The following is an 18,437-nucleotide window of genomic DNA, read 5'->3' on the forward strand; positions in this document are numbered from 1 at the left end:
AAAAAGCTCCCTGCAGGGAGCTTTTTATATGCAACAACGATTAATCGTCGAGGAAGCTACGCAGCACTTCAGAACGGCTCGGGTGACGCAGCTTACGCAGCGCTTTCGCTTCGATCTGACGGATACGTTCGCGGGTTACGTCGAACTGTTTGCCGACTTCTTCCAGCGTGTGGTCGGTGTTCATATCGATACCGAAACGCATACGCAGAACTTTCGCTTCACGGGCGGTCAGGCCAGCCAGAACGTCGTGAGTGGCGGCACGCAGGCTTTCCGTGGTAGCGGAATCCAGCGGCAGCTCGAGGGTGGTATCCTCGATGAAATCACCCAGATGCGAATCTTCATCGTCGCCGATCGGCGTTTCCATGGAGATTGGCTCTTTGGCAATTTTCAGCACTTTGCGAATTTTATCTTCCGGCATCAGCATGCGTTCAGCCAGCTCTTCCGGCGTCGGCTCGCGACCCATTTCCTGCAGCATCTGGCGGGAGATACGGTTGAGCTTGTTGATGGTCTCAATCATATGCACCGGAATACGGATGGTGCGCGCCTGATCCGCGATAGAGCGGGTAATTGCCTGACGGATCCACCAGGTAGCGTAGGTGGAGAACTTGTAGCCGCGACGATATTCGAACTTATCAACCGCTTTCATCAGACCGATGTTACCTTCCTGAATCAGATCCAGGAACTGCAGACCACGGTTGGTGTATTTCTTGGCGATAGAAATAACCAGACGTAAGTTTGCTTCAACCATCTCTTTCTTCGCACGGCGGGCTTTCGCTTCACCGATGGACATACGACGGTTGATATCTTTAACCTGTTCGATGGTCAGGCCGGTTTCTTCTTCAATCTGCTGTAGTTTCATCAGGCCGCGCTGAACGTCTTCTTTCACGTCATGCAGCTTTTCAGACCACGGCTTGTTCATAGCGACAGCGGCGTTGAACCAGGTTTCGCTGGTTTCGTTGCCGGTGAACAGCGTGATGAAGTTTTTCTTCGGCATTTTGCACTGTTCAACGCACAGTTTCATGATGATGCGTTCCTGAGTACGGACGCGATCCATCATGCTACGCATGCTGCCAACCAGGTAATCGAACTGTTTCGGTACCAGACGGAACTGTTTGAACACTTCGGACAGCTTGAGAATTTCTTCCTGCGCGGCGGCGTGGCTACGACCTTTTGCTTTAATGGTGTCGCGGGTCAGTTCGTACTGCGTACGCAGCTCACCGAATTTCGCGCGCGCCAGCTCAGGGTCGATGCTGTTGTCGTCATCGCTGCTGTCGTCATCGTCGTCTTCATCTTCGTCTTCGTCGTCATCCATCTCTTCCTGAGACAGTTCAGAACCAACGTGCGTTGCGGTCGGAGCCAGATCTTCTTCAGCGTTAGGATCGACAAAGCCGGTGATCAGGTCAGACAGACGTGCTTCTTCCGCTTCAACGCGATCGTACTGCTCGAGCAGATAGGTGATGGCTTCCGGATATTCAGCAACGGAGCACTGAACCTGGTTAATCCCATCTTCAATACGTTTGGCGATGTCAATTTCGCCTTCACGCGTCAGCAGTTCGACGGTACCCATTTCGCGCATGTACATACGCACCGGATCGGTTGTCCGTCCGATTTCAGATTCAACACTGGACAGCACCTGTGCAGCTGCTTCTTCTGCATCTTCGTCAGTGTTGTTGCTGTTTTCAGCCAGCAGTAGATCATCGGCATCCGGTGCTTCTTCCATCACCTGAATGCCCATGTCATTGATCATTTGGATGATGTCTTCGATCTGATCGGAGTCGACGATATCTTCCGGCAGATGGTCATTGACCTCGGCATAGGTCAGATAGCCTTGCTCCTTACCACGTTGGACAAGAAGCTTCAGCTGTGACTGCGGGTTTTGCTCCATAAGACGGTATCCACACTTATTTCGTTTGATTGGTGTCGACAACAAACTGCCAACATTTAAAGCGAGGGCGTACTTATATTATTGCCGCTGCGCCTCAGCGCGGCTGTCGGGGGCTTCCCGAACGATATTCGGCACTTAAGCCGTGCAAATCATTTCTTTGCCAGTTCCTGACTGATGGTCCAGAGTTCCCGGCGTTCTTCACTGCTTAAACCGTGTGTGCGGTCACGAGCTATCAACTCTTCTTGCCGCAGTTCAAGCAGTGAATCAAACATATGGTTGAGCGAGTCGGTGAAGGTTTTTTCCGCGATATCTTTATCTGCTATATCGTCCCACATCGACAGTTTTTCAAGGGTGGCGGCCTCATTTGTGCCGCGATACTGCTCTAAAAGTTGCCCGGTCGTCAGGCCTGGCTGTGACAAACAGGTTTTCACCAGTTCGCTGAACAGACCCAGTCCCGGCATTTTGCGCTGATCCAGACCTTCTAAAGGTGGAACCAGCGGGGCCAGATCCGGGTTTTGCACCAGCAGCCCTATAAGTATACGCATGGTCGTGCGTTTTAGCTGCGGTGCGGGACGCGGGGCACCACTTTCTGTCTGTTTTGGCATTAAACGTTCAAGCTGGGCGTCATCTAAAATCCCTAACTTGTTGCCTAATTCCTGACGTAAATAAATGCGCAGCGTTTCGCCCGGCACCTGGGTTATCAGCGGCAGCGCCAGCGTACTGAGCTGCGCACGCCCATCCGGGGTGCTTAAGTCGACCTGTGGCATCAGGCTGTTAAACAAAAACGTGGAGAGCGGCTGAGCCTGCTCCATCCGCGCTTCGAACGCCGCTTTACCCTCTTTACGCACCAGCGTATCCGGGTCTTCACCGTCAGGCAGAAACATAAAGCGTAGCTGACGACCGTCGGTCATGTACGGTAGCGCCGTTTCCAGCGCTCGCCAGGCGGCATCGCGGCCGGCCCGGTCGCCGTCGTAACAGCAGATGACCTGGTTGGTGGCCCGGAACAACAGCTGAATATGGTCAGCGGTGGTCGAGGTCCCCAACGACGCTACGGCATAATTGATGTCGTACTGCGCCAGCGCCACAACGTCCATATAGCCTTCGACAACCAGCAGACGGGGTGGTTCGGCGTTATCCTGCTGCGCCTCATAAAGGCCATACAGCTGGCGACCTTTATGGAAAATATCGGTTTCCGGGGAGTTCAGGTATTTCGGCAGGGCATCGCCCAGCACGCGTCCACCAAACCCAATAACCCGGCCTCGCTTATCGCGGATGGGGAACATCACCCGTTCGCGGAAGCGGTCGTAACTGCGCCCCTTATCGTTCGTAACCAGCATGCCGGCATCGATAAGCGACTGGCGGTTTTCTTGATTGCCGCCAAACCGTTTTAAGACGTTATCCCAACCGGGCGGCGCGTAGCCAATCGCGAAGCGCGCAATGACCTCGCTGCTTAAACCGCGTTTTGCCAGATACTGGCGCGCAGGGTCGGCGGCGGGGTGTGTCAGAGACTGTTGGTAAAACGCATTCAGACCGTCCATTAACTGATAGAGACTTTGCCGTTGATGGCGCTCTATCTGACTCGGTCCGCTGCCTGCTTCGTATGGCACTTCGAGGTTGTGCATGGCGGCAAGTTCTTCGACCGTCTCCACGAACTCGAGCTTGTCGTAGTTCATCAGGAAGTCGACGGCGTTGCCGTGCGCACCGCAACCAAAGCAGTGGTAAAACTGTTTTTCACCGTTGACGGTAAAAGAGGGGGTTTTTTCGTTATGGAATGGACAGCACGCGTGGTAGTTCTTGCCCTGCTTCTTGAGCTTTACCCGCGCGTCGATAAGATCGACGATGTCGGTTCGAGCCAGCAGGTCATTAATGAATACGCGTGGAATTCGTCCAGCCATAGGCCCCGTAAACTATACACATGATCCTGTAGACGGCCTCAGCGTTGACTGTGGACGTTCTTACCTGATGCTATGTATATGCTAATGCATAAACGAAAATAAGCCGCGCATTCCTTCCGGAAGCACGGCCTTACAACTACAACTCGGTCTGAATTGAGGGCTGTGCCCTCAACAGATTAGTACAGACGAGTGCGGCGTGCGTTTTCGCGAGCCAGTTTCTTCGCGTGACGTTTCACTGCAGAAGCTTTAGCGCGCTTACGTTCGGTAGTCGGTTTTTCATAGAACTCACGACGACGAACTTCCGCCAGAACACCTGCTTTTTCACAGGAACGCTTGAAGCGACGCAGAGCTACGTCGAACGGCTCGTTTTCACGTACTTTAATTACCGGCATGTGCCTCTCACCTTTATTAATTCGGTTTGCTGCTGGCATCAACGCCAGCTTATTTCAAAATGGTGCGGAATTTTACTGCAACTACTGCTGCTTTGTAAAGCACCGGCGCCCTTTTTGAAAGGACTTTTATAAGGGTGAGGAGTATACACGAGCCTTCTTCCTGGGGCGAACAAAGTTTTACCGCGATACGCTGAGGGTATACATCAACCGGCATTGGTCCTACACTGCGCGGTATTAGAGTGAGGTAAAAAAGACATGCGTGTACTGGGTATTGAAACATCCTGCGATGAAACCGGCATCGCCATTTATGACGACGAAAAAGGGCTGCTAGCCAACCAACTGTATAGTCAGGTGAAATTACATGCTGACTACGGCGGCGTTGTGCCTGAGCTGGCTTCACGCGATCACGTGCGCAAAACCGTACCGCTGATCCAGGCAGCATTAAAAGAGGCCGGGCTGACGGCAAAAGAAATTGATGCAGTGGCCTATACCGCCGGACCGGGTCTGGTTGGCGCGCTGCTGGTCGGTGCTACAGTCGGGCGTTCGCTGGCGTTTGCCTGGAACGTACCGGCGATTCCGGTGCACCATATGGAAGGCCACCTGCTGGCGCCGATGCTGGAAGATAATCCGCCGGAATATCCTTTTGTGGCGCTGCTGGTTTCCGGTGGCCATACCCAGTTGATCAGCGTCACCGGCATTGGCCAGTACACGCTGCTGGGCGAGTCTATCGATGATGCCGCAGGCGAAGCCTTCGATAAAACGGCGAAACTGCTGGGGCTGGATTATCCTGGCGGGCCGATGCTGTCTAAAATGGCGGCGCAGGGCACCGAGGGGCGATTTGTCTTCCCGCGTCCGATGACTGACCGCCCGGGGCTGGATTTTAGCTTCTCTGGCCTGAAAACCTTCGCGGCTAACACCATCCGCAATAACACCGACGACGAGCAGACCCGTGCCGATATCGCCCGGGCGTTTGAAGATGCGGTGGTGGATACTCTGATGATCAAGTGCAAGCGAGCGCTGGAGCAGACCGGCTTTAAACGCCTGGTGATGGCCGGTGGCGTGAGCGCGAACCGCACGCTGCGAGCGAAGCTGGCACAGATGATGACCAAGCGCGGCGGCGAAGTCTTCTATGCTCGTCCGGAATTTTGCACCGATAACGGCGCGATGATCGCCTATGCCGGGATGGTGCGTCTGCGCACCGGCGCGAAACCTGACCTCGGGGTGACCGTGCGTCCGCGCTGGCCGCTTGCTGAACTGCCTGCGGCGTAAGCCACTCTACAGGCCGACGCAGCGTCGGCCTGTTTTCTTTCCTGCTTTCCTGCGTTACTCCATACTCTTACACAGCGAGCAAATCGCGCCCTGATGCTTGTGCGAGTGCATCACGTCCGGACGTTCATACTCTTCATCACAGCTGAGACACTGGTAAACGGTAGTCGAAGCGTTGCCCTGCGCGTCGTAGCGCGGTTCGCTGATACCGTCGTCGTGCTGCTTGATGTAGTAACGGCCGCCGGTAAGGATCCCCATCAGCGGGGTCATCACCAGCGCCACAACCAGGGCAATTAGCGGAGAGAACGGCGCCAGGGTAGCGCCCAGCAGGCCGAAGAAGGCGCAGATCGACAGGCCTGCAGCCAGGGCGAAAGAGACCACGCCGACCGGGTTCACGTTGTGAATCATCCCGCGACGATATTCCGGCTGTGCCGGCGCGAGCTTCAGCAGCCCCTTGTTCACGGTGATATCGGTGGCAACCACCACAACCCAGGCAATGGCAAAGTTAGAGTAGAAGCCGAGGATCCATGACAGGGCGCTGAACATATCGCCCTCCATCAGCGCCAGCGCAATCGCCAGGTTGACGATCACGAAGATAATCCGCCCCGGATAGCGTTTGGTGGTCCGTGTCCAGGCGCTGGTCCACGCCAGCGAGCCGGAGTAGGCGTTGGTAACGTTGATTTTAATCTGCGAAATCACCACCAGCACCACGGCCAGGGTCAGCGCCAGCCAACCGGGCACCAGGTTATCAAAGACGCTGACGAACTGCTGTACCGGTTCGGTGTTGTGCACCGCCGGGAAGCGGGTCAGCAGATAGAAGCCGAGGAAGGCGCCGATGATCTGTTTAATCGCCCCCAATACGACCCAGCCCGGTCCGGCGGAAAAGACCGCCAGCCACCAGCTTTTGCTGTTCTCCGCCGTTTTTGGCGGCATAAAGCGCAGGTAATCGATCTGTTCACCAATCTGCATAATCAGCGACAGGCACACGCCGGCGCCGAGCATAATGGCGGTTAAGTCGACGTGCGCGGCGTTGTTTTTGCCGCTGAAGTTCATGAAGCCGTCCACCAGGTCCGGGTCTTTGGCAATCAGCCAGGCCACCGGCACCACCATCAGCACTAACCACAGCGGCGTCGTCCAGACCTGCAGACGGGTCAGCGCTTTCATACCGTAAACAACCAGCGGCAGGACCATCAGGGTGGCGATGAGATAGCCCATCCACAGCGGGATCCCAAGGCCAACCAACAGCCCCTGGGCCATGATCGAGCCTTCGAGGGCGAAAAAGATAAAGGTAAAACCGGCAAAGATAATGCTGGTGATCACCGAGCCAAAATAGCCGAAGCCGGCGCTACGGGTGATGAGGTCGAGGTCGATGTTGTAGCGGGCTGCGGTAATGGCCAGCGGGATCCCGGTCAGAAAAATCACCAGCGCCGCCAGCAGAATGGCGTAAATGGCGTTGGTGGTGCCCCATGCCATGCCGATGCTGGCGCCGATAGAAAAGTCCGCCAGATAGGCGATGCCGCCCAGCGCGGTTACCGCGACGACGCCCGGTCCCCAGCGACGGAAACTCAGCGGGGCATAGCGCAGGGTATAATCTTCCAGGGTTTCCCGGGAGCCTGATGTATCGGTCTGTACAGGCAGCTCAGTTTTAATATCCAGTGATGACATCGTCATTCCTTAATGGTTAGGCATGACTATGATTAGCAAACCTTATGCCACATCCTGATGTCACATCGTGGCACAGCAGCGGCGGGACTGGTGGGGTGAGCGAGCGTAAAGAAAGGGCAGGGCGTGCACCATGCGGGCGCAGGCGCGTCCGCATGGTGCAGGGGAGGGTTAGCGCAGCATGCCCTTGTCTTCGAGGAAGGCGATAATGTTGTTCAGTCCATCGCCGCTTTTCAGGTTGGTGAAGGTCCACGGACGTTCGCCGCGCATGCGCATGGTGTCGCGCTCCATGACTTCCAGCGATGCGCCCACATACGGTGCAAGGTCGGTTTTGTTGATCACCAGGAAGTCAGATTTGGTGATCCCCGGCCCGCCTTTGCGCGGGATCTTTTCGCCTTCCGCGACGTCGATGACGTAGATGGTCAGATCCGCCAGCTCGGGGCTAAAGGTGGCGCTCAGGTTATCGCCGCCGCTCTCAACGAAGATCAGGTCGAGGTTACCGAACTTTTCGCTCAGCGCTTCCACCGCCGCCAGGTTCATCGAGGCGTCTTCACGGATCGCGGTATGCGGGCAGCCGCCGGTTTCGACACCGACGATACGCTCCGGCTCCAGCGCACCGGCTTCGGTGAGGATGCGCTGATCTTCTTTGGTATAGATATCGTTAGTGACGACTGCCAGTTGATAGCTGTCACGCATCGCTTTACACAGCGCTTCCAGCAGGGCCGTTTTCCCGGAACCGACCGGGCCGCCGACGCCAACGCGCAGCGGGTGTTTGTAATTGTTCATGCTGTCTCCTAGGAACGGAATATTCGGGAATACTGGGTTTCATGCCGGGCGGAGGCAATCGCCGCCAGCGGCGTAGAGGAGCCGATGGCGCTGTCCGGTGCCGCAAGGGCGCTGGCCATATCCGCCGCGTAGCGATCGCACAGACGTAAAATCAGCTGTTGAGCTGCCTGCTGGCCGAAGGGGACCAGCTTAACGCCCGCCATCACCGCGCTTTCGATCCAGCTGTAACCAAGGCTCAGGGCCAGATCGGGGATGGCGATTTTCCAGCGCACGCCCAGCCAGGCCATCCCGGCGAGTTGGCTTTGCTGACACAGCTTGCGCCAGGGCGGCGGGCAATCCGGCTGCCAGTCCGCCAGCAGCCGGGCAAATGCCGCACCGCGATTGCGCTCTTCCTCGCGCAGCTCACGGGTTTCACGGCAGGCCAGCAGCCAGGCAGTCCAGCGCTGTGCGGACGGTAAATCGTCCTGCTCGCAGGCGCGATACAGGCGGGCAAATAGCGGCAGATCGACGGTGAAAAAGCTCTGTTCCATCTGCTGTAGCTGCCAGCGTTCAAAGGCCGGGGTATCCGGCACCCAGCCCGCTTCCACAGCCCATTCCAGTCCCTGCGACCAGCTGTAGCCGCCGACCGGCAGGCTGCTGCTGGCCAGCTGCATCAGCCGCAGGCGTTTTTCCGGCGTCGGCATTTAGTGGTTGTGCTCGTGATGGTGATGTTCGTGATCATGGCCGTGGTCGTGGCTGTGCCCGTGATGATGCCCGTGGCTTTCGCTGGCGTAGGCGCCCGCTTCCGGCTCGAAGGGTAACTGGGCAAAACTCACCGCCAGGCCAAACTGACGCAGCATATCGTCCAGCACGTGGTCGTGATGAAAGCGCAGTTCGCCAGGCATGATTTGCAGCGGAACGTGACGGTTGCCGAGGTGATAGCAGGCTTTCGCCAGCATGAACGGATCGTCGCAGTGCACCACCGATACCCCTTCATCGGCGGCGATCACTTCGATGAACTCGCTGCCCTCTTCATTGCTGAGCACATCGCCACCGCGTAACAACAGCCCGCGCGGCAGCAGCAGGCCCGCTTCACGGCCATCGTTGAGGGTCACTTTGATACGGCTTTTTACCCGCATATCAATCGGCAGCGTGATGCTGGCGGTCAGCGCCGCCGTGGGAGAATCAACTCGTTGGGTCAGATAGAGCATCCGGACTCCTTAAAACAGAAAATAACGTTGCGCCATCGGCAGAACCTCTGCCGGTTCGCTGGTAATCAACTCGCCGTCGATACGGACCTCATAGGTCTGGGCATCGACGGTGATATTCGGCTGCAGACTGTTGTGGACCATATCGGCCTTCTGCACCGTCCGGCAGCCTTTGACCACCGCCGTCGCGCTGTGCAGGTTCAGGCGTTGCGCCACGCCGCCGTCTACCGCCGCCTGCGGCAGAAAGGTGAGGCGGCAGTGATGGCGGGCGCTGCCCAGAGCGCCAAACATCGGGCGATAGTGCACCGGCTGCGGTGTCGGGATCGAGGCGTTAATGTCGCCCATTGGCGCGATGGCAATCATGCCGCCTTTGATCACCGTCGCCGGCTTAACACCGAAAAATGCCGGTGACCACAGCACGAGATCCGCCAGTTTCCCGACTTCCACCGACCCCACTTCATGGGCGATGCCGTGGGTCAGCGCCGGGTTAATGGTGTACTTGGCGATATAACGCTTCACGCGGAAGTTGTCGTTATCGCCACGCTCTTCCGCCAGCGGCCCGCGCTGGACTTTCATCCGGTGCGCCACCTGCCAGGTGCGCAACACCACTTCGCCCACGCGCCCCATCGCCTGTGAATCAGACGAGGTCAGCGAGAAGGCGCCGAGGTCGTGCAGGACATCCTCTGCGGCAATGGTTTCCCGGCGTATACGCGATTCGGCAAAGGCGACATCTTCGGCGATATCCGGGTCGAGATGGTGGCAGACCATCAGCATATCGAGATGTTCGTCGATGGTATTGACGGTGTAGGGCAGCGTCGGGTTGGTAGAGGAAGGCAGAATATTGGGGTGCGCGCAGGCGGTGATGATATCCGGCGCATGGCCGCCGCCCGCCCCTTCGGTATGGAAGGTGTGGATGGTCCGTCCGCCAATCGCCGCCAGGGTATCCTCGACAAAACCGGATTCATTGAGGGTGTCGCTGTGTAACGCCACCTGGATATCCATTTCGTCGGCTACGGTCAGCGCGCAGTTGATGGTCGCTGGCGTCGCGCCCCAGTCCTCATGGATCTTCAGGCCAATCACCCCGGCGGCCACCTGCTCGCGCAGCGCTTGCGGATTCGAGCCATTACCTTTCCCCAGCAGGCCGATATTCACCGGCAGGCTGTCTGCCGCCTGCAGCATCCGCGAGATGTACCACGGGCCGGGGGTACAGGTGGTGGCGTGGGTCCCGGCCGCCGGGCCGGTGCCGCCGCCAACCATGGTGGTGACCCCGGAGACCAGCGCCTCTTCCGCCTGCTGCGGGCAGATCCAGTGGATATGGGTGTCCACGCCGCCTGCGGTGACGATCTTCCCTTCGGCGGCAATCACTTCGGTTGCGGCACCGATCGGGATCGTCACGTTGGGCTGGATATCCGGGTTACCGGCTTTACCGATGGCGAAGATCCGCCCCGCTTTGACCCCGATGTCCGCCTTGATGATCCCCCAGTGGTCGATAATCAGGGCATTGGTCAGCACTAGATCGACGCACTCGTCGGCCAGCATTTGCCCCTGGCCCATTCCGTCGCGGATTACTTTGCCGCCGCCGAATTTGACCTCTTCGCCGTAGGTGGTGAGATCGTCTTCGACCTCTACCCACAGTTCGGTGTCCGCCAGCCGCACTTTGTCGCCGGTGGTGGGGCCAAACATATCGGCATAGGCCTGGCGTGAAATATCACTCATCGTGTGCCTCCAGATTGCCCATCACATCGCCACGAAAACCGTACACCGCGCGGCTACCGGCAAGCGCCACCAGCTCTACTTCGCGCTTTTGCCCCGGTTCAAAACGGACCGCGGTACCGGCGGCAATATTCAGGCGATAGCCGGTTGCCTGCGCCCGGTCAAACTTCAGCGCCGGGTTAACTTCGGCAAAATGATAGTGCGAGCCGACCTGAATCGGCCGGTCGCCATGATTCTCAACGATCACGCTGCGGGTGGCGCGCCCCACGTTCAGGGCGATGTGCCCCGGCTGCACCTTGTATTCACCTGGGATCATCGTGATACCTCAGATTATCGGGTTATGGACGGTGACCAGCTTCGAGCCGTCCGGGAAGGTGGCTTCGACCTGGATGTCGGGGATCATTTCGGGCACGCCCTCCATGACCTGTTCGCGGCTTAACACATGGCGGCCGGTTTCCATTAGCGTCGCCACGCTGGTGCCGTCGCGCGCGCCTTCCATAATAAAGGCGCTGATCAGGGCCACCGCTTCCGGATAGTTCAGCTTGAGGCCACGGGCCAGACGACGCTCGGCGACTAAGGCGGCGGTAAACAGCAACAGCTTGTCTTTTTCTCTGGGTGTCAGTTCCATAGCGTTCTCTTAGGTCAACCATATTCGGGGAAGAACCGGGGATTTGCCGGTCAAATGCGGGCGCATAAACTGCCAGATATCACGCATTGCCCGCTGGCACAGTAAGTTATCGTCACTTAAAAATCGGACCGTCAGCAGGCCGTCGGTGAGGGTGGCGCCGGCATAGTTCGCCAGCGGCGTCAGCCGGTCGCGTACGCCCTCCAGCAGGGTTTCACTGGCGGGGTAGAACAACAGGGTGCCGACCCACGGCTGCTCCGCCACGCTGGCCAGCCGTCCATCGGCGAGGCTCAGGCGTTCGATTAGCAGCGGCGAGCCATCCATCCATACTTCAAGGCGGTTGTTGAGGCTGCCGTGGCTAAAAGCTTCGCCGATGACCGGACGACCAAGACACAGCAGATCCCAGGCCAGCAGCGTGCTGGTGGCGCTCAGGTGAAAAGCGGTGTGCAGCGTGGCCTGCGCGCCGGGAAAGAAAATAGCGTCCTGCGGCAGCCACTCCAGCGTGGCGTTTTCCGCCAGCGTCAGCGTTTGGTGCAGTCGGGCCTGTGGGCCGCTGCTGCGGTAAAACTTGCTGGCGCCGGGCATGGTGATTAACGTGTGACAGCCTTCATCGAGCGTGGCGCTAATCGTCAGCTCATCGCCGCCGACGATGCCGCCGGGGGGATGGAGCAAATAGAGATGGCAGGTATCTTCTTCCGGGTAAAAGGGACGCTGGACGGTAAGTGGACCGACATGGCGGGCGGAGGTCAGAACCGTTTTGCCGCTGCGATGGTGAAAATGAAGATCCAGCGTGGCCTGCCAGCCTTTTTTATGTTCTGGTAACGCGGTGCTGTGCAATGTAGCGCCCCTGCAAAAATCAAGATAAAACAGCAGCGATGAGTATTGATCGGAGAGAAAGTATCGCGATCATATGAAAAGCTTATGAATGAAAGGCGGGAAAACAGCCGCCTGCGCGACGGCTGTTCAGGGGCTGGTTATGGCGCCTGGTAATCCTCGGCGTCAATGTCGTAGCCCGAAGGCTCCCAGCGAATGGCGAGCAGCGACAGCAGGCCAATCAGCGGCGCGGCGGCGATAACCCAGAATACCCGGGTATCCAGCGCCGCAACCAGCAGCGGGAACAGGAACAGCGACAGGGTGGAGCTGCTGCGCATCAGGGTCTGGTTGAGGCCAACCCCAACGCCGCGCAGCGAGGTCGGGTAGCTCAGAGATGCAAAGGTCATGGTGTGCGCGCCGGGGCCAAAACCCTGACCAAAAAGGAACAGGGCCAGCATGGCGACCGCCGCGATCCCTTCACCGACACCTTCCGGGCGGCCAACCAGCGCCAGGCCGAGCAGCGCCGTCAGCTGGCAGCTGTAACCGGCCAGCGACATCTTCCACGCACCTAAGCGCGGGACCAGCCGCACGGCCAGCAGGCCCCCGACGAACGCAAACAGCAGATTCAGCGCCAGCGAGATCAGAATAGTGGTCAGCATCGACTGGACAAAGAAGCTGGAGATAATGACCGGCAAGCCGAAAGCCACGGCGTTATAGGCAAAGGAAGAGACCACCGACAGCAGCGTTGCCAGGGTAGTACGCCGCAGATAGACGCCCTGGAACAGACGTAAATAGTTACTCCACTGCGCCTTTTTCACCACCGGCGCAGGGTTATCCAGCGCCTCCTGGGCCACGTGGGCGTTGATGTTATAGGCCTGGCGCAAAATGGAGGCCGCTTCGCGCAGGTTGCCCTGATTGGCGGCCCATACCGGGGACTCGCTCATGTAGCGGCTACGAATCGCGATGATCACCAGCGCGGGGACGGCGCCGAAGCCGAGAATGATGCGCCATAGCCAGTCGCTGTGGCTGTCCGGCAGCACGGCGTAGAAAAAGAGCACCAGCAGATACGAGATGCTGATGGCGGCATACCAGGTCGGGCACCACATGGCGACGCTGGAGGCTTTGTTGCCCGGCCCTTTGAGCTTCGCGAACTCGCTGAGGAAGGCCATCGCCACCGGCAGGTCGATCCCGACCCCAAGCCCCATCACAAAGCGGGCGGCGGTCAGGACATACTCATTGGGCGCCAGCGCACAGGCGATAGCGGCCACCACAAAGAACAGCATATCGGCCATAAAGACCCGATAGCGGCCGATTTTATCGGTCAGGTAACCCCCGATCAACGCGCCAACGATAGCCCCGAAGGTGATGGCGGATGCCACCATCCCGGTGCCCGCCGGGGTCAGGTTGAACTCGCGAGTAATATCTTTCAGGCCGAAGGCGAGGGAGCCAAGATCGTAAGCATCAAGGAAAATTCCGCCGAGGGCGATGCCGATGACAATACGCGCATTGTTGCGCCCGCTGCTGCCTTCATTAATTAATCGAGATACATCGGCGGCGCCGCGTATCCATTGGACTTCCCCGCCAGGCGAGCCGGTCGCGGTGACCGGAGCGGCATTAATTACGTCTGTCATGATGGTGTTCTGTGATGTCTGTTCAGGAGGATCAGAGTAAACAGCGCTACAGGCGGGAATAAATCACATTTGGTTATAAGACATAACTAACTGATTGTTGTGAAAGGATTATCTTCGGCGAGGTGACGAATCAGGATGATTGGCGGTAAAACAGGGCAATTCTGTGAGATTGTCGGGGCTAACGCCACCCGGCAACGGTTACCGGGGGCGAGATTATTTCTGCTCTGGCTTTTTTTTGTTCTTCTTCAGGCGGCCCCAGATTTTGCTTTCCTGGCGGCGCCATAAGCGCTGAATGTTATCGTGGTGGCGCAGCAGAATCAGGCACGAGAGCATTGATACCGGAAAGGTATACTGCGGTTTGAACCACCAGACATAGAAGGGGGCAATCAGCGCGCTGACGATAGCCCCAAGCGACGAGTAGCCGCTCAGCAGGATGGTCAGCAGCCAGGTGCCGGCCATCACGCCGGTCAGATCCCAGCCGATAGGGGCAATTGCACCAAACGCGGTGGCGACACCTTTACCGCCGCGAAAATGAAAGAACACCGGCCAGATATGGCCCACGCAGGCCGCAATCGCGACCAGGCCCAGCCAGAACGGCGTCAGGCCGAGCGCCCAGGCACCCCAGACGGGAAGCATGCCTTTGAGCACGTCAAAAATCAGAACCGTTACGGCTGCTCCTTTGCCGCCAATTCGTAGTACGTTAGTCGCCCCAGGATTGCCTGAGCCGCTATCGCGAGGGTCGGGCAGGCCAGCGAGACGACACACCAGAATGGCGCTGGAAATTGAGCCGCAGAGGTAGGCAAGGATAACCAGTCCAGGCGCGATTGCACTCATCAGCTGTTCCATTTTGAAAATGTCATTTTGTCCCCTTTACCCTTCGCGTCGCCGGCGCACCGGTGGTTCTCGTTCAGACAGAGGCCGCCTGAAACGTCGAGCCAGACCGCGTGTACCGCCGCGGTGTTCCTGCAATGCGAATTATTTTGGGGATGTCTTTGCATCTGTGGATAATACGCATAATTCGCCGGAAGTGGTATCCGGTTTAGCCAAAAAGCAGGCAGGTCGTGATGGATATTGTATTTATAGAGCAACTTTCGGTAATCACCACTATCGGGGTTTATGACTGGGAACAGACCATTGAACAGAAACTGGTGTTCGATATCGAAATGGCCTGGGACAACCGTAAAGCGGCGAGCAGCGACGATGTCAGCGACTGCCTGAGCTACGCCGACATCAGCGAGCTGGTGGTGGGGCACGTTGAGGGAGGACGCTTTGCGCTGGTCGAACGGGTGGCGGAAGAGATTGCCGATCTGCTGCTGGAAAATTTCCCGTCGCCATGGGTGCGGATCAAAGTCAGCAAGCCAGGTGCGGTGGCCCGGGCAGCCAATGTCGGGGTGATTATCGAGCGCAGTCGGGCATAATCGGGCATGGCCTTAATCTGAAATAAAACTTTTCAGGTCATATTGATTAAACAAAGGGTGTTTATACCGGTCATAGCTGGCGGTTATCGGGATACGTTATTGTGATGGACGACAGGAGAAGACTCGAAATTTGAGCGGACTCCGTGTACGCTCCGATTTCCCGCGCCGTCCGTGTCCAAACTGGCCGCATCAATATCACCTGATGGAAGGGTTCAGCGTATCTGGTTTTTTCATTTTACTGTTAAAGGGTTTATGGGATGAGCGATATACACTCGCTGCTGGTGGCGGCAATATTGGGTGTGGTTGAAGGGTTAACGGAGTTTTTACCGGTTTCCAGTACCGGGCATATGATTATCGTCGGCCATCTTCTGGGTTTTGAAGGTGATACCGCGAATACTTTTGAGGTGGTCATTCAGTTAGGGTCTATCCTGGCGGTCGTCGTGATGTTCTGGCGTCGCCTGTTTGGTTTGATCGGTATTCACTTCGGCAAACCGCCGGTGCATGAAGGGCAGGGAAGCGGGCGCTTATCGCTGATTCATATTCTGTTGGGGATGATTCCGGCGGTGGTGCTGGGGCTGGTCTTCCACGATATGATCAAATCGCTGTTTAACCCAATCAACGTGATGTATGCGCTGGTGGTGGGTGGCGTACTGCTGATCGCCGCAGAGGTGTTTAAACCGAAGCAACCGCGCGCCGTGGGCATCGATGATATGACCTATCGTCAGGCGTTTGCGATTGGCTGTTTCCAGTGTCTGGCGCTGTGGCCGGGCTTCTCCCGTTCAGGGGCGACCATTTCCGGTGGGATGCTGATGGGCGTTAGCCGTTATGCGGCGTCAGAGTTCTCTTTCCTGCTGGCCGTGCCGATGATGATGGGCGCCACCGTGCTGGATCTGTATAAGAGCATCGGTTTCCTCAGCGTGAGCGACATTCCGATGTTTGCCGTTGGGTTTATCATGGCGTTCATCGTGGCGCTGATCGCAATTAAAACCTTCCTGCAGCTGATTAAACGTATCTCGTTTATCCCGTTCGCCATCTACCGCTTTATCGTCGCGGCAGTGGTCTACGTGGTGTTCTTCTAAGCACTAAGCACAGGGTAAACCTGGCCCTCAGTCTTGCGGCTGAGGGCAGCGTTGTTCCTTCCACTGCGCGACGGCCAGAATCCGGCGTCGCGTCAGTTCTTCACGAATCTCCGGCCCTTTAAGCCCCAGCGCGACCACCTCTTTGGTCGATACCGATTGGGCGACATCCCAGGCTTCAAGCAGCAAACGCCCCTGCGGGTAATCGCAGGCTTCAAACCCGGTGCGTCCGCGGACATCGGCCTCGCTGGTTAGCGCAATTTGCCTGACGCGCTGCGGCTTACGCCAGGCGTCGATATTGTCGAACAGCTTAATCAGCGTTTTGGGCTGCAGGATCGGCAGGGTGTGGATCAGGTCGTGGAACTCGGCAACCAGCTTCGCCAGATCGCGAATATCGTTTGGCACACGCAGACGGGCGCAGAGTTGCTCCACCAGCTTAACGCCCGCCGGACCGTGGCCGTGGTGGCGTGGCCACAGCGCCTTCGGCGTCAGCCCTTTGCCAAGGTCGTGGCACAGGGTCGCAAAACGCACGTCAACATCCGGCGACAGCATTGCCGCCATCGTCAGGGTCATCAGGGTATGCAGACCGGTGTCGATTTCCGGGTGCCATTTCGCCGGGGCGGGTACGCCGTACAGCGCGTCGATCTCCGGGAACAGCACGCCGAGCGCATGGCAATCGCGTAAGGTCTGGAAGAACACCTGCGGATTGCGAGTGCTGAGGGCGTTTTCTGTCTCTTTCCACACCCGCTCGGGCGTCAGGTGGGCCAGTTCGCCAGCGTCGGCCATGTCGCGCATCAGCGCCAGGGTCTCATCGGCAATGCGAAAACCAAGGTGGGCATAACGCGCCGCAAAGCGCGCAACGCGCAAAACGCGTAGCGGATCTTCACTGAATGCCGGGGATACGTGGCGCAGCAGGCGCAAGTGCAGGTCGGACTGACCGCCGTAGGGGTCGATAATCTGGCCGTCGGCGTCCTGGGCCAGCGCATTGACCGTCAGATCACGGCGCAGCAGATCTTGCTCGAGAGTGACATCCGGGGCGGCATAGCAGGTGAAGCCGGTGTAGCCCGAGCCGGATTTCCGCTCGGTACGCGCCAGCGCGTACTCTTCCCGGCTTTGCGGATGCAGAAACACGGGAAAATCGCGGCCTACCTGCTGGTAGCCCGCGTCAAGCAGTTGCTCAGGCGTCGCACCCACGACAACCCAATCTTTATCTTTGACCGGTAGCCCTAATAACGCATCCCGAACCGCACCACCGACCAAATAAATCTTCACGCCCTGCTCTCCCGTATCTGCTTTGTGCAAGATGATACGTAAGTCTGGCAGAGAAGACGAATTAGTTCATCCACCGGTCTTTACGTTTACGGCTCGGAACCAGATGAGGCAGCACGAGGCCGAGCAGCAGGCCAATACCCAGCACACCACCGCCGTACATAAACCACTGCATAATAATGGTGCGCTGTTTGTCATCCAGCTGGAGATTGGCGGCATTGACCTTCTTCTGGGCGACAACCAGCTCATTTTTCAGCTTTTGGTTCTCGTCTTTCAGCGCGTTGATGGCGTTATCGCTGCCCGCGACTTTTTTCTGCATGTCGGCAGTGCGCTGGTTCCAGGTGGTATCGATGTTATTCAGCTTGTCGGTCAGGGTTTTCACCTGATTTTCCAGATCCGGCACGCGGGTACGCAGGCTGGGCTCGGTGCTCAGCTCTTTCAGCGGAATCCAGGCGGTACGGCCATTGCCGTCGCGGATCTGTGCATAATTGGTGCTGTCATTGGTTTGCAGCAGAGAGACTTCTTCCCCAGCGTTGATGGTGCCCTGAAGACGATAATTATCGCCAGGACCCGTACGAACCCAGGTGTTCAGTTCATCAGAAACATAGCGTTTTTCTTCTGCATGAACCGCCGTCGCGGCGCTAAGCGCCAGCACAACAAAAGTAATAAGGCGTAATTTTGGCATCAGGTCATCGTTAAGTCATAAAAAGGTGAACGATAGTAGTGGCATCGCCATAGCGACGCAAAGTTTTCTGCCACAATCGGAAACATCCAAAGGGTGGCCCGGCAAAATGCGCAATGTGCATTGCATGGCGAATC

18 protein-coding genes and 1 pseudogene are annotated in these 18,437 nt (G+C 57.7%); 4 read left to right on the plus strand and 15 right to left on the minus strand.

The annotated features are described in order from the left end of the window. Nucleotides 1-40: 40 nt before the first annotated feature. The 3 genes from rpoD to rpsU all read right to left on the minus strand — a co-directional run bounded on the left by rpoD (nucleotide 41) and on the right by rpsU (nucleotide 4,172). Nucleotides 41-1,885, minus strand: a complete 1,845-nt coding sequence (rpoD, locus tag ACMYSN_RS18325; protein ID WP_123756414.1) for an RNA polymerase sigma factor RpoD — start codon at nucleotides 1,883-1,885, stop codon at nucleotides 41-43. A 149-nt stretch (nucleotides 1,886-2,034) separates the two neighbouring features. Then, nucleotides 2,035-3,780 carry a DNA primase gene (gene dnaG, locus ACMYSN_RS18330; RefSeq protein WP_123756415.1) on the minus strand — a complete coding sequence of 582 codons (1,746 nt, stop codon included), beginning with the start codon at nucleotides 3,778-3,780 and terminating at the stop codon, nucleotides 2,035-2,037. Nucleotides 3,781-3,956: 176 nt separating this feature from the next. Beyond that, nucleotides 3,957-4,172, minus strand: coding sequence for a 30S ribosomal protein S21 (gene rpsU / locus ACMYSN_RS18335; protein WP_001144069.1), 216 nt, complete (start codon nucleotides 4,170-4,172; stop codon nucleotides 3,957-3,959). 255 nt (nucleotides 4,173-4,427) lie between these two features. On the opposite strand from rpsU, the gene tsaD reads away from it, so the two are divergent. Further along, nucleotides 4,428-5,441, plus strand: a complete 1,014-nt coding sequence (gene tsaD, locus ACMYSN_RS18340; RefSeq protein WP_462495711.1) for a tRNA (adenosine(37)-N6)-threonylcarbamoyltransferase complex transferase subunit TsaD — start codon at nucleotides 4,428-4,430, stop codon at nucleotides 5,439-5,441. Between the two features lie 54 nt (nucleotides 5,442-5,495). On the opposite strand, the gene ACMYSN_RS18345 is transcribed toward tsaD, so the two are convergent. The 8 genes from ACMYSN_RS18345 to ACMYSN_RS18380 form a co-directional block, all read right to left on the minus strand. Further along, the gene (locus ACMYSN_RS18345; protein ID WP_462495712.1) at nucleotides 5,496-7,103 is read right to left on the minus strand and encodes a purine-cytosine permease family protein; all 1,608 of its coding nucleotides are present in this window, start codon (nucleotides 7,101-7,103) and stop codon (nucleotides 5,496-5,498) included. A gap of 168 nt (nucleotides 7,104-7,271) precedes the next feature. Further along, nucleotides 7,272-7,886: an urease accessory protein UreG gene (gene ureG / locus ACMYSN_RS18350; protein ID WP_154144093.1), complete on the minus strand. Its 615-nt coding sequence runs from the start codon at nucleotides 7,884-7,886 to the stop codon at nucleotides 7,272-7,274. An 8-nt stretch (nucleotides 7,887-7,894) separates the two neighbouring features. Continuing rightward, nucleotides 7,895-8,569 carry an urease accessory protein UreF gene (locus ACMYSN_RS18355; RefSeq protein ID WP_462495713.1) on the minus strand — a complete coding sequence of 225 codons (675 nt, stop codon included), beginning with the start codon at nucleotides 8,567-8,569 and terminating at the stop codon, nucleotides 7,895-7,897. Further along, entirely contained in the window at nucleotides 8,570-9,076 is a 507-nt protein-coding gene (gene ureE, locus ACMYSN_RS18360; RefSeq protein WP_462495714.1) for an urease accessory protein UreE, read from the minus strand. 9 nt (nucleotides 9,077-9,085) lie between these two features. Beyond that, nucleotides 9,086-10,789 carry an urease subunit alpha gene (gene ureC / locus ACMYSN_RS18365; protein WP_462495715.1) on the minus strand — a complete coding sequence of 568 codons (1,704 nt, stop codon included), beginning with the start codon at nucleotides 10,787-10,789 and terminating at the stop codon, nucleotides 9,086-9,088. After that, nucleotides 10,782-11,102: an urease subunit beta gene (locus ACMYSN_RS18370; RefSeq protein ID WP_123756422.1), complete on the minus strand. Its 321-nt coding sequence runs from the start codon at nucleotides 11,100-11,102 to the stop codon at nucleotides 10,782-10,784. The genes ureC and ACMYSN_RS18370 overlap by 8 nt, the downstream gene beginning before the upstream one ends. 9 nt (nucleotides 11,103-11,111) lie before the next feature. Then, nucleotides 11,112-11,414, minus strand: coding sequence for an urease subunit gamma (locus ACMYSN_RS18375; RefSeq protein WP_123756423.1), 303 nt, complete (start codon nucleotides 11,412-11,414; stop codon nucleotides 11,112-11,114). Nucleotides 11,415-11,423: 9 nt separating this feature from the next. After that, a complete protein-coding gene (locus ACMYSN_RS18380; RefSeq protein WP_462495716.1) occupies nucleotides 11,424-12,248 on the minus strand; it encodes an urease accessory protein UreD in 825 nt (274 codons plus the stop codon). Here ACMYSN_RS18380 and ACMYSN_RS18385 point away from each other — a divergent pair. Next, nucleotides 12,238-12,322 (plus strand): annotated as a pseudogene (locus tag ACMYSN_RS18385) (short-chain dehydrogenase); the annotation flags it as partial. The gene ACMYSN_RS18380 and the pseudogene ACMYSN_RS18385 sit on opposite strands and share 11 nt — an antisense overlap. Before the next feature lie 63 nt (nucleotides 12,323-12,385). On the opposite strand, the gene ACMYSN_RS18390 reads toward ACMYSN_RS18385, so the two are convergent. Both ACMYSN_RS18390 and plsY read right to left on the minus strand, forming a co-directional pair. Beyond that, complete coding sequence (locus ACMYSN_RS18390; protein WP_462495717.1) at nucleotides 12,386-13,855, minus strand: MFS transporter; 1,470 nt, start codon at nucleotides 13,853-13,855, stop codon at nucleotides 12,386-12,388. Nucleotides 13,856-14,068: 213 nt separating this feature from the next. Next, a complete protein-coding gene (plsY, locus tag ACMYSN_RS18395) occupies nucleotides 14,069-14,689 on the minus strand; it encodes a glycerol-3-phosphate 1-O-acyltransferase PlsY (protein ID WP_123756931.1) in 621 nt (206 codons plus the stop codon). Nucleotides 14,690-14,919: 230 nt separating this feature from the next. Between plsY and folB the strand changes: the two genes are divergently transcribed. Together folB and bacA are read left to right on the plus strand one after the other, a co-directional pair. Next, entirely contained in the window at nucleotides 14,920-15,273 is a 354-nt protein-coding gene (gene folB, locus ACMYSN_RS18400; protein WP_462495718.1) for a dihydroneopterin aldolase, read from the plus strand. Nucleotides 15,274-15,530: 257 nt separating this feature from the next. Then, a complete protein-coding gene (gene bacA, locus ACMYSN_RS18405; protein WP_123756427.1) occupies nucleotides 15,531-16,352 on the plus strand; it encodes an undecaprenyl-diphosphate phosphatase in 822 nt (273 codons plus the stop codon). A gap of 27 nt (nucleotides 16,353-16,379) precedes the next feature. Here bacA and ACMYSN_RS18410 read toward each other — a convergent pair whose 3' ends face one another. Beyond that, the gene (locus ACMYSN_RS18410; RefSeq protein ID WP_462495719.1) at nucleotides 16,380-17,621 is read right to left on the minus strand and encodes a multifunctional CCA addition/repair protein; all 1,242 of its coding nucleotides are present in this window, start codon (nucleotides 17,619-17,621) and stop codon (nucleotides 16,380-16,382) included. A gap of 61 nt (nucleotides 17,622-17,682) precedes the next feature. Further along, complete coding sequence (locus tag ACMYSN_RS18415) at nucleotides 17,683-18,303, minus strand: SH3 domain-containing protein (protein WP_462495720.1); 621 nt, start codon at nucleotides 18,301-18,303, stop codon at nucleotides 17,683-17,685. Nucleotides 18,304-18,437 lie beyond the last annotated feature (134 nt).

The organism is Klebsiella sp. R445 (assembly GCF_051131755.1).
Classification (GTDB): domain Bacteria; phylum Pseudomonadota; class Gammaproteobacteria; order Enterobacterales; family Enterobacteriaceae; genus Klebsiella; species Klebsiella lignicola.

What these genes read in the sequence shown, in the direction of transcription:
- rpoD (WP_123756414.1), bottom strand. Translation starts at nt 1,885, where the DNA reads ATGGAGCAAAACCCGCAGTCACAGCTGAAGCTTCTTGTCCAACGTGGT.
- dnaG (WP_123756415.1), bottom strand. Translation starts at nt 3,780, where the DNA reads ATGGCTGGACGAATTCCACGCGTATTCATTAATGACCTGCTGGCTCGA.
- rpsU (WP_001144069.1), bottom strand. Translation starts at nt 4,172, where the DNA reads ATGCCGGTAATTAAAGTACGTGAAAACGAGCCGTTCGACGTAGCTCTG.
- tsaD (WP_462495711.1), top strand. Translation starts at nt 4,428, where the DNA reads ATGCGTGTACTGGGTATTGAAACATCCTGCGATGAAACCGGCATCGCC.
- ACMYSN_RS18345 (WP_462495712.1), bottom strand. Translation starts at nt 7,103, where the DNA reads ATGTCATCACTGGATATTAAAACTGAGCTGCCTGTACAGACCGATACA.
- ureG (WP_154144093.1), bottom strand. Translation starts at nt 7,886, where the DNA reads ATGAACAATTACAAACACCCGCTGCGCGTTGGCGTCGGCGGCCCGGTC.
- ACMYSN_RS18355 (WP_462495713.1), bottom strand. Translation starts at nt 8,569, where the DNA reads ATGCCGACGCCGGAAAAACGCCTGCGGCTGATGCAGCTGGCCAGCAGC.
- ureE (WP_462495714.1), bottom strand. Translation starts at nt 9,076, where the DNA reads ATGCTCTATCTGACCCAACGAGTTGATTCTCCCACGGCGGCGCTGACC.
- ureC (WP_462495715.1), bottom strand. Translation starts at nt 10,789, where the DNA reads ATGAGTGATATTTCACGCCAGGCCTATGCCGATATGTTTGGCCCCACC.
- ACMYSN_RS18370 (WP_123756422.1), bottom strand. Translation starts at nt 11,102, where the DNA reads ATGATCCCAGGTGAATACAAGGTGCAGCCGGGGCACATCGCCCTGAAC.
- ACMYSN_RS18375 (WP_123756423.1), bottom strand. Translation starts at nt 11,414, where the DNA reads ATGGAACTGACACCCAGAGAAAAAGACAAGCTGTTGCTGTTTACCGCC.
- ACMYSN_RS18390 (WP_462495717.1), bottom strand. Translation starts at nt 13,855, where the DNA reads ATGACAGACGTAATTAATGCCGCTCCGGTCACCGCGACCGGCTCGCCT.
- plsY (WP_123756931.1), bottom strand. Translation starts at nt 14,689, where the DNA reads ATGAGTGCAATCGCGCCTGGACTGGTTATCCTTGCCTACCTCTGCGGC.
- folB (WP_462495718.1), top strand. Translation starts at nt 14,920, where the DNA reads ATGGATATTGTATTTATAGAGCAACTTTCGGTAATCACCACTATCGGG.
- bacA (WP_123756427.1), top strand. Translation starts at nt 15,531, where the DNA reads ATGAGCGATATACACTCGCTGCTGGTGGCGGCAATATTGGGTGTGGTT.
- ACMYSN_RS18415 (WP_462495720.1), bottom strand. Translation starts at nt 18,303, where the DNA reads ATGCCAAAATTACGCCTTATTACTTTTGTTGTGCTGGCGCTTAGCGCC.